Here is a 16645-nt window from a genome sequence, read left to right as displayed (position 1 = left end):
AGATGGAAAACAAATTAATTGCTTCATCGTCACCTCATATTAGATCGAATGAAACAACTCAAGGTTTAATGCTGGACGTAATTATTGCAATGCTGCCGGCATTAGTAGCAAGTGTATTTTATTTTGGATTTAATTCAGTTGTATTAGTGGTGGCTTCAGTTATATCAGCAGTTATAACAGAATATATATGTAACAAATTAATGAAAAAATCGGTTTCAATTGGTGATTTAAGTGCGGTTGTAACAGGAATATTATTAGCATTCAACATACCCGCATCAGCACCATGGTGGTTGCCTGTTATGGGATCTGTTTTTGCTATTGCAATAGTAAAACAGATTTTTGGAGGAATAGGGTTCAATATAGTAAACCCAGCATTAGCTGGAAGAGCATTTTTGATGTCATCTTGGTCAACTCATATGACAGGCGGATTTATAGATCCTGTTACTGACGCTGTTTCTGCTGCCACTCCTTTAACATTGATTAAAGGTGGTTCAACAGGACAGTTACCTTCAATTTTTGATATGCTTCTTGGAAACATCCCGGGCTGCATTGGAGAGACATCAGCAATATTAATAATACTAGGCGGCTTATACTTAATATACAGAGGAACTATTAAATGGATTATCCCTGTATTTTATATAGGAACTGTTGCGGTTTTAGCACTGATATTTGACGGCGGAAGCATGGCTTTGTATCATTTGTTCGGAGGCGGACTGATGCTTGGTGCTTTCTTTATGGCTACAGACTATGCAACAAGCCCTATTACAGATAAAGGTAAAATTATTTATGCAGTAGGAGCGGGTGCTCTTACGATTTTAATAAGAAAAATCGGCGGATACCCTGAAGGAGTCTCTTATTCAATACTTCTAATGAATGTTATCACTCCTTTAATTAATAAGTACGTTACCCCTAATGTATTTGGAGTTGCAGGAGGTAAAAATGAAAAATAATATATTTAAACTCGGTGGAGTATTATGCTTAATCTGCGCTATAGCAGGCGGTGTTCTTGCATTTGTAAATGATTTTACAAAGGATAAAATTGCTGAGGCTGAATTAAAAGCAAGTATGGATCCTGCGGTTCTTGAGGCTGTTATGCCTGGTTCTACAATGTTTGAACCATATGAAGATCAGGCGATTGTTGAAACAATTAAATCAGAGAACACAAAATTTGAAGATTTATATGTTGCGGTTGATGATTCCGGCAATCAGATGGGATACGTTGTGAAAACATTGAGCACTGTTGCAGGATACGGTGGAGATATGGAATTATTCGTAGGTTTCGCAGACGGTAAAATTTCTGGTATGAGCGTTTTATCTCATCAGGAAACTTCAGGACTTGGTTCAAGAACAACAGAACCTGAATTCCAAAGCCAGTTTATCGGAAAAGACGCAAGTACCGAAATAACAGATTATGATGCAATAACAGGTGTTACAAAATCTTCTGTTTCATTTACAAGCGCCTTGAATAATGCAATCAGTGTTTATAATCAATATGTAAATAAATAGGAGGTAGAGATGGACAAGAGAAAAATATTAACAAACGGTTTTATTAAAGAAAACCCTGTTTTTGTTCAGCTGCTTGGAATGTGTTCTGTACTTGCAATAACCACATCGGTTATGAATGGAATAGGTATGGGTGTTGCCGTTACTGTAGTATTAATAGGATCAAACTTTGTTATATCACTTTTAAGAAAAGTTATACCCGATGAGGTTCGTATACCTGCATTTATAATAGTAATAGCAACTTTTGTAACAATAATAGATTTATTTATGCATGCGTACACGTATGATTTGTATAAGTCTCTTGGTGTATTTATACCACTTATTGTTGTTAACTGTATTATACTTGGAAGAGCTGAATCATTTGCTTCTAAAAATGGCATCGTTGATTCAATAATAGATGGTTTAGGAATGGGTATGGGATATACATTCGCAGTAGTTGTATTAAGTGCTATAAGAGAGCTTATAGGTAACGGTACTTTGTTAGGAATACAAGTTATGGGAGAAAGTTATGAACCTATGATGATGATGGTTCAGCCTCCTGGAGCGTTCATTGCATTAGGCTTGCTAATAGGTCTTGTTAACTTCTTGACAAGAAAAAAGAAAGCATAGGAGGTATATTAAATGGATTTAGTTAGTATATTTATTTCATCATTTATAGTAAATAACATTATATTTATGCAGTTCTTGGGAGTTTGTCCCTTCCTAGGAGTTTCCAAAAAAATTGATACTGCTGCAGGCATGGGTATTGCAGTTATATTTGTTATAACTCTGTCATCAATAATAACTTATATTATTCAGACAGCTGTTTTAGATAGATTTGGACTTGAATATTTGCAGACGATAGTCTTTATATTGGTTATAGCTTCATTGGTTCAGTTTGTTGAAATGTTCTTAAAGAAATCAAGTCCTGGTTTATATCAGGCACTTGGCGTTTATTTGCCGTTAATCACAACAAACTGTGCGGTTCTTGGTGTTGCTATCAATAACTTTGGATATGAGTACAATTTTATTCAGGCATTGATATATTCCATCGGTACATCGGGAGGATTTTTATTGGCTATTGTATTATTTGCGGGAGTCAGAGAAAAAGTTGATTCTGCAGATGTTCCTGGTTGCTTAAAAGGTTCACCGATTGCTTTAGTGGCGGCAGGTTTGATGTCTATTGCATTCCTTGGATTCTCAGGATTAAAACTTTAGGAGGAATAGATTATGGTTATAGTAAAGGCAATTGGAGTATTAGCTGGATTAGGCGTCCTATCCGGAGGATTATTGGCAGTAGCCTCTAAAATTTTCCATGTGGATGTTGATCAGAAAATTATTGATATAAGAAACATTCTTCCTGGTGCAAACTGCGGTGCATGCGGTTTTCCCGGGTGTGACGGTATGGCAGCTGCAATAGCTGAAGGAAAAGCACCTGTAAATGGTTGTCCTGTGGCAAGCAGTGAAAAGCATCAGCAGATAGCTGCTATTATGGGAACATCGGCAGAAGAAACAGAAAAGATGGTCGCACATGTTTTGTGTCAGGGCTGTGACAGCGTAGCTGTTAAAAAATATGAATATGACGGTGTAAGAGACTGTAAGGCTGCTGCTGCGGTGCAGGGCGGACCGAAATCCTGCAGCAGAGGATGCCTGGGATTTGGAAACTGTGTTGCTGTCTGTGACTTTGATGCTATTAAGATAGTTGACGGGATAGCAGTAATAGATAAAGAAAAATGTACAGCATGCGGTAAATGTGTAGCGGAATGTCCGAAATCGGTAATAGAATTTGTGCCGTACAAGAATAATGTGGTTGTTGGATGCAACAACAAAGACTTTGGAAAAGCGGTTAAGGATGTGTGTAAGGTAGGCTGTATCGGCTGCAAAATCTGTGAAAAGAACTGTGCTTTCGATGCCATACACGTTGTTGATAACCTTGCAAAAGTTGATTACGACAAATGTACACATTGCATGGTCTGCGTACAGAAATGTCCTACAAAAGCAATACAAGGTGATTTAACAATATTAGAAAATAAATAAAAGTAAAAATAAAAACCGTGCTGTCACGGTTTTTATTTTTGTAAAATATATTACAGGATTAATTAACTTTGACAAAATTTGGTTATCGAATTATAATATATGTTGATTGTAAAAAAATTAAATTTATAGAGGATGATTTTATGGATGCAGCTAAGAAAATGGAACAGGAGTTAAGAGGGACGACATTGGATTTGGAATCTCTGGGAAAGAAGAAAACAGCCCTGTTTGTAATGGATATGGTAGTAGGATTTGTTTATTCAGGAGCATTATCATCGCCCCGCGTAGCATCGATTGTAGATAATATTGCAGAGTTGAATAAGAAAACAAGTGGTTATAGAAAAATATTTTTTTTAGACAGTCATGAAAATGATTCCCAGGAGTTTAGATATTTTCCGCCTCATTGTGTGTCCGGAACAGAGGAAGCTGCTCTGATACAGGAACTAGACAATGAAGATTCCAAGGGGGTTGAAACCGTATATGCAGAGAAGAACAGCACAAATGGGTTTCACAGCGCTATATTTAAAGAGTGGCTTGCGAATAATGAAGAAGAAGTTGATAACTATATTATTACAGGATGTGTTACTGATATCTGTGTTTTGCAGTTTGCATTAAGCTTAAAATCATATTTTAATGAAATAAATAAAAATAAAAGAGTAATAATTCCTATGAATTGTGTGCAGACTTATGATGGTGGAGCTCACGACGGGTATCTTATGAATTTGTTTGCTCTTTACAATATGCATAACAGTGGAATAGAAATAGTAGAAAAAATAATTTAGCAGGAGAATACTGATGTACCACAATAATTTTAGTGACAGGAAATTATCCATGCTTATGGATTTTTACGAACTTACGATGGCTAATGGATATTTTTCAAGCGGGATGAAAGATGAAATTGTTTATTTTGATATGTTTTTTAGAAAAAACCCTGATGGAGCAGGCTTTTCTATAGTTGCTGGGCTGGAGCAGGTTATAGAATATATAAAAGAGTTAAAGTTTACTGATGATGATATCGATTTTTTAAGAAATAAGAATTTGTTTAAAGAAGAATTTTTACAATATTTGAGGGACTTTAAGTTTTCCGGAGATATTTATGCAATACCTGAGGGCACTCCGGTTTTCCCGGGAGAGCCGCTGATTACAGTAAGAGCCAAGACTATAGATGCGCAGCTTATAGAAACGATGATGCTTTTAACAATTAATCATCAGAGCCTTATAGCAACAAAGGCGAACAGAATTGTGAGATCTGCCAAGGGCAGGCCTATAATGGAATTTGGAGCGAGAAGAAGCCAGGGATATGATGGTGCAATATATGGCGGAAGGGCCGCATACATTGGAGGTGTTGCAGGGACTGCAACTACGCTGGCTGACGAAATGTTTGGCGTTCCGGCACTTGGGACAATGGCACATTCTTGGGTTCAAATGTTTGAAAACGAATACGAATCATTTAAAGCTTATGCGGAGAATTATCCGGATAGTTGTACATTGTTGGTAGACACATATAATGTTATAAAAAGTGGAATTCCAAATGCTATTAAGGTTTCAAGAGAAATTCTTGAGCCAATGGGCAAGAGACTGAAAGGTGTACGTATTGATTCAGGTGATATTGCTTATTTGAGTAAAAAGTGCAGAGAAATGCTGGATGAAGCTGGGCTTACAGATTGCGGTATCGTTGCTTCAAACAGTCTGGATGAGTTTATAATAACCGATTTACTGGATCAAGGGGCAAAAATTGATTCCTTTGGTGTGGGAGAAAGACTTATTACAGCTAAATCCGAACCTGTATTTGGATGTGTATACAAGCTTGTGGCAATAGAGAATGAAGGACAAATTATTCCTAAAATTAAATTATCTGAAAATGAAGAAAAGATAACTAATCCTGGCTATAAGAGAGTTTGGAGATTATATGACAGAAAGAAAAACAATCCTATTGCTGATGTTGTGTGTCTGTCACATGAAACTATTGATGATACAAAGCCCTATACCATATTTGATGAAATACATGTATGGAAGAAGAAAAAAATTAAAGACTTTTATGCAAAAAACCTTCAGGTACCTATATTTATAAAAGGAGAATGTGTGTATAAGAGTCCTACACTGGATGAGATAAGAGAGTACTGTCTGAAAGAGGTTTCAAACTTGTGGAATGAAGTCAAGAGGTTTATTAACCCTCATAGTTATTATGTGGATCTTTCTCCTGAACTCTGGAACTGCAAACAGGATTTAATAAGCCAGTTCAGTTTTAAGGATCCGGCTAATTTTTCTTAAAATAGAAGACAAAGCCTTTCGGGTAAACCGAAAGGCTTTATTTTTATAATACAGTTTCAATATAAGTGTTTGAAATATATGATTTATGGGTTGATTATAGGGTAGGAATTATAGTACATAGCAAACGGAGGTAGTTATGAAAATCCCTAGTATAGGAATGCGAAACATTAAAACAGCTACGGCTGTGTTTATGTGTTTGCTGCTTTTCGAGTTTGTAAACAGAGAAAGCTCAATTTATGCTTGTATTGCTGCAGTTATATGCATGCAGAACACAATTGTAAATTCATTCAAAAAGGGTATTGAGAGAATCATCGGTACAGTAATCGGAGGTGTAGCAGGTATTATTATATTGTTCATTGTCACATCCCTCGGCCGTGATGAACTTTTAATATTTATTATACCGCTGGGAATTATTGTATTAATTGAGATATGCGTTTCTATTGATATGCGGCAGTCCGTAGTAATTTGCTCTGTTGTTTATCTTATTATTCTAGTAACCAAGGGGCATGAGGACAGCTATGTTATGTACACATTTAACAGAGTGCTCGACACCACGCTTGGAATTTTAATTGCTCTTTTGGTTAACAAATATATGTTATTACCCGATAGACTAAAAAAAGTGCTGAAATTTAACCTATCTGGTGATAATTCTGGTGCAAGAAATAAAACATTTCTTGAAAAGACGGATAAATTATCGGAAGAATTAAGCATAAACTCTGAAGAAAATTCTACTCCTCATATTGAAATCAACGAAAAAGTTGATGCAAATTAAAATTAATTATTGACAACAGGACCTCATTAATGTAATGTATGTTTTGTTATCATGAAGCATAAAAACAAGGACAACTTCATAAAATTTAGAAAAAGGTAAATAGGAGGTTGTCTCGTGGGAATAGCAGATGTAGGAATTGTTCTGGCATATTCAGCCGGAGTCATGTTAATCTTTATGTTATCATGGATTTTTGTGAAACCGTTCAAAATTTTAGGCAGATTGATATTAAATTCATTTTTAGGTGCATTATTTTTGATAATATTTAATTTTTTCGGAAAATTCACGGGGATATTTATAGGAGTGAACATATTTACCGCATTGATGCTGGGAATTTTAGGAATACCCGGTTTTATTGCATTATTGCTGCTAAAATTTCTGATTTAGCAAATAATATATTTATACTTAAAATTTGAAGATATTTTAATGCATAAAGAAGTTTTGTTGGACAAGAAATTGTTGCTGTTATATAATAGAATTAACGCTTATTAATTTTTATATACTATGGTGTATATAAAAGGAAAAATGCAAAGGGCAGCTTTTTTGTAAGATACTCACAGCGTTTTTATTATTATAACAGAGGGTGCATTATGTGGATTGAATACATTGTTCTTTTTTCTATCGTAGCCATGATATTATCAATAATGGTTGTGCTGGTTGTAGAGACCGTGCACACCACTAAAAGCATTGCAAGAAAGAGAAATAACAATACTATTAAATGACAGCAATATTATGAAGAAGGAGATGAGTACTAATCCCAATATACAACAATGAGTCAGGAACATAGTTCTGATTTATTCAAGTATCAATATTTAACGGGAGATAAACAATGAAGAAACTTAATATTATTTCGGGGATCCAGCAGTATCGAAGCGAGGTAGATACAAATTTTCATATGCCGGGTCACAAGGGTAAAGACGGTATATTGAACGAGATAGGAAACAGGCTTAATTTTTATGACATCACAGAAACTTTAGGTACAGATAATTTACATTACCCGACAGGTTTTTTGAAAGATGCCTTGGATTATATATCGGAATCCTATGGCTCTAAAAAATCATACATGGTCGTTAACGGGACATCCTGTGGAATTATATCGGCCATAATGGCATGTACTAACCCCGGAGATAAGATAATTGTGCAGCGAGACTGTCACAAATCCGTTTATAATGCTTGTATATTAGGAGATTTAAAGTTATATTATTTATATCCGGAATTTAATAAGAAACATGGCTTGAATTTCAGCATCAGCTTGGAAAAACTGGAACAAATGCTGGCTGATAATCCGGATGTAAAGATGGTAGTATTAACATACCCTACATTTTACGGTATTTGCTTTGATATTAAAAAAGCAGCTGAAATAGTTCACAAGTATGGTAAAATCCTTATGATTGATGAAGCTCATGGATCACACTTGCATTTTTGCAAGGATATGCTTCCGCCGTCAGCTGAAAGTTCAGGAGCTGACATTGTTACACAAAGCACACATAAAACACTTCCGTGTTTAACACAAGGGTCGATTTTACACGTATGTTCTGACAGAGTAGATACAAGCAATATTGAGTCAATGCTTAGAATGCTTCAAACTACTTCTCCTTCGTATGTGCTCATGGCATCAATAGAAAATGCTGTGCACTGGATGAATCAGCATGGGGAAGAAAGACTAAAAAGAAATATCGAGGTGTTTAAGAGAAGAACCCTTGAGCTAAGAAATATGGGAATCAATGTGTTAGAAGATGATTTTCTCATAGGTGAAGGATGTTATGATTTTGACGCTACGAGAGCCGTAATCAGCATGAGTGAACTAGGTATAACAGGTACAGAGCTGCAAGAGATTCTTAGATATAAGTATAAGATTCAGATGGAATTTGCAGACTTGCAATATACTGTAGGATATATTACGGCAACTGATGAAATTGTAGATATAGATAGACTGTTTGACGCGGTTAAGGAAATTTATCTTGAAGAAAGCAAGAGCAAGGAAAAGAGAGAAATCATTGAAATAGAACCTTTCCCGCAGTTGCAACACGAAAGAAAAATGCGTAAGGCTTTTTATGCTGTTAACGAGCTGGTAAATATGGATGATGCAATAGGGAGAACTGCTGCTGAATTCATAATACCTTATCCTCCGGGAATTCCTTTGGTTTGCCCGGGTGAAATAATTATACAGGACACCGTTGATTATGTAAAAGTCATGCTTGAAAACAGCATTAATGTTAACGGTGTTGACAAAAATTATCAAGTGAGAGTTGTTAAATGAAAGGAATATTTATAGTATTAGAAGGCCCGGACGGTTCAGGCAAAAGTACAATGGCAAAAAAAATAGGTGAGTACTACAGGGGAAATGGAAGAGAAATAGAATTTACCAGAGAACCTGGCGGAACTGAAATAGGCGAAAAGGTAAGAAACATAATTTTGGATAACAATAATACAGAAATGGATTACAGAACAGAAGCTCTTCTTTACGCTGCGGCAAGAGCACAACTGGTTGCCGAAAAAATAAAGCCATGGCTTGAAGAAGGTAAAATTGTAATAAGCGAAAGATACGTTTATTCCAGCCTTGTTTACCAGGGGATTGGAAGAGGCATCGGAATTGAAGAAGTGAAAAAAATCAATGACTTTGCCATTGCAGGACTTGTACCTGATAAAGTGTTGTTTTTGGATGTAAATCCTGAGAAGGGTTTGAGACGGAAAAGGCGTATTAACGGAGGAGACAGACTTGAGAATGAGGATATTTCATTCCATGAGAAAGTATACAGAGGATATGGCAAACTTAAGCCTCTCTTCCCTGAAATTAAAACAATTAACGCTGAACGGACTATTAATGAAATTTTTAGAGATATAAAAGAAATAATAAATTCAATATAGGAGGAATTGTTATGAAGTCAATAACTGCCATAGTTCAAAATGATGATGCCAATAAACTGATATCAGCATTGAGAGAAAATGGTTTTTCATCCACAAAGATGTCGTCAACCGGTGGCTTTTTAAGCTCCGGAAACACAACAATAATTTCGTTGGTTGAAGATGACAAGGTTGATGAGGAAATAGAGATAATCAGAAAAATATGCAAATCAAAAAAGAAAATTACGGCAGCTATACCTCCCAGTTCATTTAGCACAGTAGGAGGATATTTGCCTCAAACAATCGAAGTAACAGTTGGAGGAGCGGTTGTTTTTGTAACAAATATTGAGCGATTTGAGAAGATTTAGGTGATAGAATGTTTTACGACCAGGCAATAGTCCAGGAAGAAATAATGAAATCGCTGGCAAAGGCGATAAATAACAACCAAATATCCCACTGCTATATATTCGAAGGAACAAAAGGCATGGGCAAGTATGAAACAGCTTTGATATTTGCCCAGTCTTTATTCTGTGAAAATTTTACATCAGAACCATGCAATAAATGCTCCAGCTGCGTCAAGTTTAACTCAAACAACCATCCTGATATTCATGTAATCAACAGCGGCGAAACAACAATCAAAAGGGAAGAAATAGATAATCTTATAGAATCGGTATATAAAAAACCTTATGAATCGAGTAAAAAGGTTTTTATAATTAAAGACGTTCATCAAATGACAACTCAGGCAGCCAATACATTTTTAAAAACACTGGAAGAACCCCCAGAGGATTCTGTTATAATACTTTTAACAACAAATTCAAATTTATTGCTGCCTACAATCGTATCCAGATGCCAGATGCTGAAGTTTAGAAGCATGAGCAAGGATAAGATTAAGGAATTTTTAATTAAAAACTGTGGGGCGTCAGAGGAACTTTCCGGACTAGCGTCAGAATATTCAAAAGGCGTGCTGAAAAAAGCAATTGAAATGGTCAAGGGTAATGACGGAACACTTAGGCAGAGAGAAGATATAATTAAGCTGTTTGACAAGATTGTAAATTCAGATTCCGGTATTATTTATGAATTAGAAAATTACTTTGAAGAAAATAAAGATAATATAGATATAATTGTTGAAATAATAATGGTGTGGATAAGAGACATTATGTTTGTTCAAAACGGCATGATTGATCTTGTAATCAATAAGGACTTCATTCAGCTTGCTGAAATTCACTCCGGCATTATGAAAAGAAATACAGATTTAATAGAACAAATGCAGTATACATGTGATAATATAAAGAGCAATGTTAACTATAAGCTTGCAATAGATAATATGCTTTTAAAGATTCAGGAGGTCTTTAAATGATAAAAGTAGTAGGCGTAAGGTTTAAAAAGGCAGGGAAAATATACTATTTTGATCCTGATAGGAAATGGATAAACGAAGGTGACAATGTAATAGTAGAAACAGTAAGAGGAATTGAGTTTGGTCAGGTTGTAGTAGGGCCTAAGCTTGTGAAGGAAGAAGATATTGTTCAGCCTTTAAAAAAAGTTTTAAGAATAGCAACCGATGAAGACATAAAACTAAATCAGGAAAACAAGGACAAGGAAAAAACAGCCTTTGATTTGTGCTTTAAAAAAATTGAAGCTCACGGACTGGAAATGAAGCTGGTTGATATAGAATACACATTTGATAACAACAAAGTAATATTCTATTTTACCGCAGATGGAAGAATTGATTTTAGGGAGCTTGTAAAGGATTTAGCTTCAATATTCAGAACAAGAATTGAATTGAGACAGATTGGAGTTCGAGATGAGGCTAAAATGATAGGCGGGCTAGGTCCATGTGGAAGGCCACTGTGTTGTTCATCATTCTTAGGAGAATTTTATCCCGTATCTATTAAAATGGCCAAGGAGCAGAAATTGTCTCTTAACCCAGCAAAAATATCAGGTATATGCTCTAGGCTTATGTGCTGTTTAAACTATGAGCATGAAGTGTATGAGGAAAATATAAAAGAGCTTCCGGATGTGGGAGATAGAGTTTTGGTCAAGGGAACTAACAAAAACGGTATAGTAATTGATGTAAATCCATTATTCAAAACTGCCAAGGTCAACATACACAAGCCTGACGGAACGTATGAAGCAGAAGAAATAAACGGATCTGACCTTAAGGTTGTGGAAGAAGGAGCAATCAAGCATAAAAAGGAAGATGTGGATTTTGAACAATTAAAGGAATTGGAAGACTAATATGAAACCGGCATTTGTGCCGGTTTTTTGCACATTCTAAAATATTTGTATTTTTAGATAAAAAGTTCTTTTCAATGCGGACAAATAGTGTTAAAATGATAAATGATGATATTGGGGGAGGTGAAATCTAATGTCTTATAAAATTACTGATGCATGTATAAGCTGTGGCGCATGCGAACCAGAATGCCCAGTAGGCGCAATTTCAGCTGGTGATGATAAATACCAGATCGATTCATCAACTTGCATTGATTGCGGAGCATGTGCTAGCGTATGTCCGGTAGAAGCTCCTCAACAGGATTAATAATATTTAAGTAAAAAAAGCCTATTACGGCTTTTTTTATTAATCCTAAATTCTGCGAGATTTAACTTTTATAGTTTTGTATCATCAATACCGTCAAGGTAATCCTTTATATGATTTGTGATACTTCTGATAGTACCCTCATCAAAAGGACTTTTCAAATTGCCGGTTTTTAGTATTTCAAGAAAAGACTGGCTGCCTCCAACTTTGCATATGTTCATATAATCATCCCATGCCTTTTTTCTGTCATCATTGAATTTTATCCAGAACTGGTAGGCGCATATTTGGGCAAGCGTATAGTCGATGTAATAAAACGGTCCGTTAAAAATATGACCCTGCTTAAACCAAAAAGTTCCCTTGTCTAAGAATCTGTTGTCGTCATAGTCTTTGTACGGAGTGTATTTCTTTTCTATATCTCTCCATGCTTTTTTTCTTTCATCAGGAGTCATATCAGGATTCTCATAAATAACATGCTGGAATTCATCTACCGTAACTCCATAGGGGATAAACATCAATGAATCCGCAAGGTGGAAAAATTTAAACTTATCAGTAGCATCTTTAAAGAAAAGCTTCATCCAAGGCCATGTGATAAATTCCATGCTCATGGAATGAATTTCACATGCTTCCGAAGTAGGAAAGCCAAACTCCGGAGAATCTAAAAATCTGCTCTCATAAGTTTGAAAAGCGTGACCGGCTTCGTGGGTAACAACTGTTACATCATCCTGAGTTCCATTAAAATTTGCGAAAATAAACGGTGACTTGAAGTTGTGCAGGAATGTGCAGTAGCCTCCGGCTTGCTTATTCGGCTTTGTTTCAAGGTCAAACAAATCTCTTTCCAGCATCATGTTTATAAATTCACCCGTTTCAGGAGATAATTCTTCATACATTTTCTTAGCTCTTGTCATTATCCATTCCTTATTTCCTTTGGGTGCAGGGTTTCCTGTCATGAAGTTCAAAGGAATATCATAATACTTTAATTTGTCTACTCCTATTCGTATCCTTTGCTTTTCTCTTAAACCATTTGAAATAGGTACAATATACTTAAGGACATGGTCTCTGAAGTCAGCAACATCATGGGCATTGTAATCAGATCTTCCCATTCTTAGGTATCCCAGCTCTACAAAGTTTTTGAAACCAAGCTTGTGAGCAATTTCATTTCTCACCTTTACCATTTTATCATAAATAATATCAAACTTTGATTCGTTTTCCATAAAAAAGCTGCTCCATTTTTCAGAAGCTTCTTTTCTTGTTGCTCTGTTTGTGGATTCCATGTATGGCTGCAATTGGGACAGGTTAAGCAATTTGCCATCATAGCTTATTTGTGCGGAGGAAACTAATTTAGAGTATTCGCTTACCAGCTTGTTTTCTTCTTGCATTAAAGGAACAACCTCATCTGAAAATGTTCTGATTTCAATTTCAGCTAAAGTAAAAAGCTGGGGCTTAGTTTTTTCCTTTAGATCATCTTTAAATTTTGAATTCAAAAGTGCTTTGTAAAATTCGACTCTTAATCCGTGAAGTTTTGGAGAAATCATATCAATGTATTCATTTTCTCTATCATAGAATTCATCCGAAGTGTTAATGGAGTTTCTTATCATAACCAGTTGAGCCATTGTTTCGACATCTTTCTGAAGCTTATTAATTTTTTGTACATATTCATACTGTTCGTCAGAGCTGTTTGATCTGTTAAACAGTTCTATTAATTCAGTGTATTTGGCCTTAATGCTGTCATAATCAGGTCGTTTGTATTCATATTCGTTGAATTTCATAGTTCACCTCAACAATTTTTTGATTTCGAAAATTAGTAAAAATTTCCGATATTATTATTATACCAAAAAGCCATAAAAATACAAATAAAGAAAAATTTTAATAAAGGTGTACAAGAGATTTAAATTCAACAAATCTATATTGTTAAAAAATAAATTGCAGTTCATAAAACAGATATGTTATAATGTCCGTGAAGTAATTGCGTATAAAGGAAAAGCTAATGAAGAACATAATAGTTAAAGTTTTAAAAAATTCGATTGCTGAGGAAATGGAGCTTGAACCGGGAGATGAGCTTGTTTCGGTGAACAATTGTCCGGTTAAGGATTATATAGATTATAAATACCAGATATCAGACGAAAATATATTGTTTGAAATAAAAAAGCCCGATGGGGAGATTTGGGAGCTTGAAATCGAAAAGGAATATGACGAGGATATAGGGATAGTATTTGAAAATTCTCTTATGGACAACATAAAGGTGTGCTCAAACAAATGCATTTTTTGCTTTATAGATCAGCTGCCCAAAGGAATGCGTAAAACACTCTATGTTAAAGATGATGATACAAGGCTGTCATTTCTTTATGGAAATTTTATAACATTGACCAATTTAAAAGACGAAGAGATAGAAAGAATAATAAAGTACAAAATAAGCCCTATTAAGGTATCGGTGCATACAACCGATCCTGAATTGAGAAAATATATGATGGGCAACAATAAACATATTGATGTTCTGGAATATCTCAAAAAACTTATAGATGCGGGAATAACCGTGGACTGTCAGATCGTGCTGGTAAGAGGCGTAAATGACGGGAAGCAGCTTGAAAAAACTATCGATGATTTATCATCTCTCCACCCGGGGCTAAGAAGTGTTGCAGTTGTACCTGTGGGGCTTACAAGATACAGAGACAGACTGACTGAGATCATTCCTTTTGACAAAGCAAGTGCAGAAGAAGTGGTAAATCAGGTGTCTCGTATACAAGATAAATTATATCAAAAGCTGGGAACGAGATTTATATTTATCGCAGATGAATTTTATATTACAAGCGAAAGAGATTTCCCGAAGTATGATGCCTATGAAGAGTTCGATCAACTAGAAAATGGAATAGGCATGAGCAGGCTGTTCAAACATCAGGTAGAGGTATTATTAGATGATTATGCAGGTTTTGAGCCTACCGAAAAAGAGATTACTTTTGTGACGGGAGATGCAGCGTACGAGCTTATGGTGGAATTATCCGAAAAGATAATGAAAAAAATATCGCTTAAAATTAATGTGGTTAAAGTTATAAACAATTTTTTTGGCGGGAAAATAACTGTATCCGGATTAACAACGGGTACGGATATCATAAATCAGATGAAGGATAAAAATTATAAGAATCTAATCCTTCCGAGAAATATGATAAACGATAATAATGTCATGTTGGATGACTTAACAATTGAAGATTTGAAAAAAGAATTAAATACAAATATTTCGGTCTGCGATGTAGATGGTGAAATGCTGTTAAACCTTATTACAAGGTAGCAGCATTATTGACAGCATATCAGAAGGAGTAAATACGGAGGTAAAAATGGCAAGACCAGTTGTGACAATTGTAGGCAGACCAAATGTGGGAAAGTCTACTTTATTTAACAGAATAGCGGGAAAGAGAATTTCTATAACAGAGGATACACCGGGAGTAACACGAGACAGAATATATGCCGAATGCGAATGGCTAGATAAGCATTTTACATTGATAGATACAGGCGGTATTGAACCCAATACTACTGATACCATATTTTCGCAGATGAGGATACAGGCTGAAATAGCCATAGATATGGCTGATGTTGTTTTATTTATGGTTGACGGCAAGGAAGGCGTCACGGCTGCAGACATGGAAGTTGCACATATGCTCAGAAGGGCGAAGAAGGAAATAATATTAGTAGTTAACAAGATGGATAAATTCGTTAATGATAACAACGTATATGAATTTTACAATCTTGGTATAGGAGAACCGATTTCTGTTTCATCTTCAGAAGCCTTAGGGATTGGAGACTTGTTAGATGAAGTAATAAATAAATTTGATGAATCCTTGGATACGGATGATGATGATGACAGCATAAAGATAGCGGTAATAGGAAAACCGAATGCCGGTAAGTCATCGATTATCAACCGCATTATCGGAGAAAACAGGGTCATCGTAAGCGATATACCCGGAACCACAAGAGATGCAATAGATACCAGGTTTGAGGCAGACGGGAAGAAGTATACTCTGATTGATACGGCAGGAATAAGAAAAAAGAGCAAGGTAAGCGAATCTGTTGAAAAATACAGTGTTCTTAGGGCATTTACGGCTGTCGAAAGAGCTGATATATGCATATTGGTAATAGATGCGGACAAGGGAGTAACCGAGCAAGACGTTAGAATTGCAGGATATTCCCATGACAGCAACAAAGGAATGATTATTGTCATAAATAAGTGGGATTTAATTGATAAGGACAACAATACATTCAAGGAATTTCAGGAGGAAGTAAGAAAGAGTCTTGCATATGCAACATATGCGCCTATTATGACGGTATCGGCGTTAACCGGACAGAGGGTGAACAAGATACTGGATGAAGTCAACGAAGTATACAGCTTCAGAAATCTGAGAGTATCTACGGGAGTTTTAAATGATATTATAACAGAAGCGGTTCTCATGAATCAGCCGAGAATGGTTAAAGGAAAGAGACTTAAATTATACTACGGAACTCAGGTTGCAGTTAATCCGCCAAAGTTTCTCATATTCGTAAACGACAGTTCCATAGTACACTTCTCATATGAGAGATACATGGAAAATAAGATACGAGAATCATTTGAATACAAGGGAACTCCAATTGTAATAGAATTCAGAAGTAAAAACGAGAAAAATCTGTAGCGGAGCGGTACTACCGTTCTCAGGCTACAGAAAAAGCCTGTCATTTTGGACGACATCAAA

The 16645-nt window shown here is 35.7% G+C and carries 19 protein-coding genes; 18 read left to right on the top strand and 1 reads right to left on the bottom strand.

Annotation, left to right across the window (positions count from 1 at the left end; translation table 11 throughout):
* Positions 1–2: 2 nt before the first annotated feature.
* The 16 genes from ACS3UD_RS07180 (at position 3) to ACS3UD_RS07105 (ending at position 11936) form a co-directional block, all read left to right on the top strand.
* The gene (locus tag ACS3UD_RS07180; protein ID WP_308137129.1) at positions 3–950 is read left to right on the top strand and encodes an RnfABCDGE type electron transport complex subunit D; all 948 of its coding nucleotides are present in this window, start codon (positions 3–5) and stop codon (positions 948–950) included.
* The gene (locus ACS3UD_RS07175; protein ID WP_308137130.1) at positions 940–1506 is read left to right on the top strand and encodes an RnfABCDGE type electron transport complex subunit G; all 567 of its coding nucleotides are present in this window, start codon (positions 940–942) and stop codon (positions 1504–1506) included. The genes ACS3UD_RS07180 and ACS3UD_RS07175 overlap by 11 nt, the downstream gene beginning before the upstream one ends.
* 9 nt (positions 1507–1515) lie before the next feature.
* The gene (gene rsxE / locus ACS3UD_RS07170; protein ID WP_308137131.1) at positions 1516–2112 is read left to right on the top strand and encodes an electron transport complex subunit RsxE; all 597 of its coding nucleotides are present in this window, start codon (positions 1516–1518) and stop codon (positions 2110–2112) included.
* 12 nt (positions 2113–2124) lie between these two features.
* Positions 2125–2700 carry an electron transport complex subunit RsxA gene (rsxA, locus tag ACS3UD_RS07165; protein WP_308137132.1) on the top strand — a complete coding sequence of 192 codons (576 nt, stop codon included), beginning with the start codon at positions 2125–2127 and terminating at the stop codon, positions 2698–2700.
* Between the two features lie 12 nt (positions 2701–2712).
* Complete coding sequence (locus ACS3UD_RS07160) at positions 2713–3519, top strand: RnfABCDGE type electron transport complex subunit B (RefSeq protein ID WP_308137133.1); 807 nt, start codon at positions 2713–2715, stop codon at positions 3517–3519.
* A gap of 140 nt (positions 3520–3659) precedes the next feature.
* Positions 3660–4298 (top strand): isochorismatase family cysteine hydrolase, encoded by a 639-nt coding sequence (locus tag ACS3UD_RS07155; RefSeq protein ID WP_308137134.1) that lies wholly within the window; start codon positions 3660–3662, stop codon positions 4296–4298.
* A gap of 13 nt (positions 4299–4311) precedes the next feature.
* The gene (locus ACS3UD_RS07150; RefSeq protein ID WP_308137135.1) at positions 4312–5787 is read left to right on the top strand and encodes a nicotinate phosphoribosyltransferase; all 1476 of its coding nucleotides are present in this window, start codon (positions 4312–4314) and stop codon (positions 5785–5787) included.
* Between the two features lie 136 nt (positions 5788–5923).
* The gene (locus ACS3UD_RS07145) at positions 5924–6559 is read left to right on the top strand and encodes an FUSC family protein (RefSeq protein WP_308137136.1); all 636 of its coding nucleotides are present in this window, start codon (positions 5924–5926) and stop codon (positions 6557–6559) included.
* Between the two features lie 114 nt (positions 6560–6673).
* Positions 6674–6943, top strand: coding sequence for a pro-sigmaK processing inhibitor BofA family protein (locus tag ACS3UD_RS07140; RefSeq protein ID WP_213925209.1), 270 nt, complete (start codon positions 6674–6676; stop codon positions 6941–6943).
* Positions 6944–7146: 203 nt separating this feature from the next.
* Positions 7147–7278, top strand: coding sequence for a hypothetical protein (locus tag ACS3UD_RS07135; RefSeq protein ID WP_308137137.1), 132 nt, complete (start codon positions 7147–7149; stop codon positions 7276–7278).
* A 107-nt stretch (positions 7279–7385) separates the two neighbouring features.
* Positions 7386–8816, top strand: a complete 1431-nt coding sequence (locus tag ACS3UD_RS07130; RefSeq protein WP_213925208.1) for an aminotransferase class I/II-fold pyridoxal phosphate-dependent enzyme — start codon at positions 7386–7388, stop codon at positions 8814–8816.
* Entirely contained in the window at positions 8813–9424 is a 612-nt protein-coding gene (tmk, locus tag ACS3UD_RS07125) for a dTMP kinase (protein WP_308137138.1), read from the top strand. Before ACS3UD_RS07130 ends, tmk begins: the two co-directional genes overlap by 4 nt.
* Positions 9425–9435: 11 nt before the next feature.
* Positions 9436–9768, top strand: coding sequence for a cyclic-di-AMP receptor (locus ACS3UD_RS07120; protein ID WP_213925206.1), 333 nt, complete (start codon positions 9436–9438; stop codon positions 9766–9768).
* A gap of 8 nt (positions 9769–9776) precedes the next feature.
* The gene (gene holB / locus ACS3UD_RS07115) at positions 9777–10757 is read left to right on the top strand and encodes a DNA polymerase III subunit delta' (protein WP_308137139.1); all 981 of its coding nucleotides are present in this window, start codon (positions 9777–9779) and stop codon (positions 10755–10757) included.
* A complete protein-coding gene (locus ACS3UD_RS07110; protein ID WP_213925204.1) occupies positions 10754–11635 on the top strand; it encodes a PSP1 domain-containing protein in 882 nt (293 codons plus the stop codon). The genes holB and ACS3UD_RS07110 overlap by 4 nt, the downstream gene beginning before the upstream one ends.
* Before the next feature lie 130 nt (positions 11636–11765).
* Positions 11766–11936: a 4Fe-4S binding protein gene (locus ACS3UD_RS07105; RefSeq protein ID WP_213925203.1), complete on the top strand. Its 171-nt coding sequence runs from the start codon at positions 11766–11768 to the stop codon at positions 11934–11936.
* A 68-nt stretch (positions 11937–12004) separates the two neighbouring features.
* Here ACS3UD_RS07105 and ACS3UD_RS07100 read toward each other — a convergent pair whose 3' ends face one another.
* Positions 12005–13699 carry a M3 family oligoendopeptidase gene (locus ACS3UD_RS07100; protein WP_308137140.1) on the bottom strand — a complete coding sequence of 565 codons (1695 nt, stop codon included), beginning with the start codon at positions 13697–13699 and terminating at the stop codon, positions 12005–12007.
* 218 nt (positions 13700–13917) lie between these two features.
* On the opposite strand from ACS3UD_RS07100, the gene ACS3UD_RS07095 reads away from it, so the two are divergent.
* Both ACS3UD_RS07095 and der read left to right on the top strand, forming a co-directional pair.
* A complete protein-coding gene (locus tag ACS3UD_RS07095; protein WP_308137141.1) occupies positions 13918–15213 on the top strand; it encodes a DUF512 domain-containing protein in 1296 nt (431 codons plus the stop codon).
* 46 nt (positions 15214–15259) lie between these two features.
* The gene (gene der / locus ACS3UD_RS07090) at positions 15260–16585 is read left to right on the top strand and encodes a ribosome biogenesis GTPase Der (RefSeq protein WP_308137142.1); all 1326 of its coding nucleotides are present in this window, start codon (positions 15260–15262) and stop codon (positions 16583–16585) included.
* Positions 16586–16645: the final 60 nt, after the last annotated feature.

Source organism: Sedimentibacter sp. LTW-03 (assembly GCF_052059825.1).
In the GTDB taxonomy this organism is placed as follows: domain Bacteria; phylum Bacillota; class Clostridia; order Tissierellales; family Sedimentibacteraceae; genus Sedimentibacter.
Note: the sequence above shows the minus strand (reverse complement) of the source record. Positions and strands in the feature narration are given on the sequence as shown.

Excerpts from the sequence above, each read along its gene's own strand:
- ACS3UD_RS07180 (WP_308137129.1), top strand. The coding sequence starts at position 3 with ATGGAAAACAAATTAATTGCTTCATCGTCACCTCATATTAGATCGAAT.
- ACS3UD_RS07175 (WP_308137130.1), top strand. The coding sequence starts at position 940 with ATGAAAAATAATATATTTAAACTCGGTGGAGTATTATGCTTAATCTGC.
- rsxE (WP_308137131.1), top strand. The coding sequence starts at position 1,516 with ATGGACAAGAGAAAAATATTAACAAACGGTTTTATTAAAGAAAACCCT.
- rsxA (WP_308137132.1), top strand. The coding sequence starts at position 2,125 with ATGGATTTAGTTAGTATATTTATTTCATCATTTATAGTAAATAACATT.
- ACS3UD_RS07160 (WP_308137133.1), top strand. The coding sequence starts at position 2,713 with ATGGTTATAGTAAAGGCAATTGGAGTATTAGCTGGATTAGGCGTCCTA.
- ACS3UD_RS07155 (WP_308137134.1), top strand. The coding sequence starts at position 3,660 with ATGGATGCAGCTAAGAAAATGGAACAGGAGTTAAGAGGGACGACATTG.
- ACS3UD_RS07150 (WP_308137135.1), top strand. The coding sequence starts at position 4,312 with ATGTACCACAATAATTTTAGTGACAGGAAATTATCCATGCTTATGGAT.
- ACS3UD_RS07145 (WP_308137136.1), top strand. The coding sequence starts at position 5,924 with ATGAAAATCCCTAGTATAGGAATGCGAAACATTAAAACAGCTACGGCT.
- ACS3UD_RS07135 (WP_308137137.1), top strand. The coding sequence starts at position 7,147 with ATGTGGATTGAATACATTGTTCTTTTTTCTATCGTAGCCATGATATTA.
- ACS3UD_RS07130 (WP_213925208.1), top strand. The coding sequence starts at position 7,386 with ATGAAGAAACTTAATATTATTTCGGGGATCCAGCAGTATCGAAGCGAG.
- tmk (WP_308137138.1), top strand. The coding sequence starts at position 8,813 with ATGAAAGGAATATTTATAGTATTAGAAGGCCCGGACGGTTCAGGCAAA.
- ACS3UD_RS07120 (WP_213925206.1), top strand. The coding sequence starts at position 9,436 with ATGAAGTCAATAACTGCCATAGTTCAAAATGATGATGCCAATAAACTG.
- holB (WP_308137139.1), top strand. The coding sequence starts at position 9,777 with ATGTTTTACGACCAGGCAATAGTCCAGGAAGAAATAATGAAATCGCTG.
- ACS3UD_RS07110 (WP_213925204.1), top strand. The coding sequence starts at position 10,754 with ATGATAAAAGTAGTAGGCGTAAGGTTTAAAAAGGCAGGGAAAATATAC.
- ACS3UD_RS07105 (WP_213925203.1), top strand. The coding sequence starts at position 11,766 with ATGTCTTATAAAATTACTGATGCATGTATAAGCTGTGGCGCATGCGAA.
- ACS3UD_RS07100 (WP_308137140.1), bottom strand. The coding sequence starts at position 13,699 with ATGAAATTCAACGAATATGAATACAAACGACCTGATTATGACAGCATT.
- ACS3UD_RS07095 (WP_308137141.1), top strand. The coding sequence starts at position 13,918 with ATGAAGAACATAATAGTTAAAGTTTTAAAAAATTCGATTGCTGAGGAA.
- der (WP_308137142.1), top strand. The coding sequence starts at position 15,260 with ATGGCAAGACCAGTTGTGACAATTGTAGGCAGACCAAATGTGGGAAAG.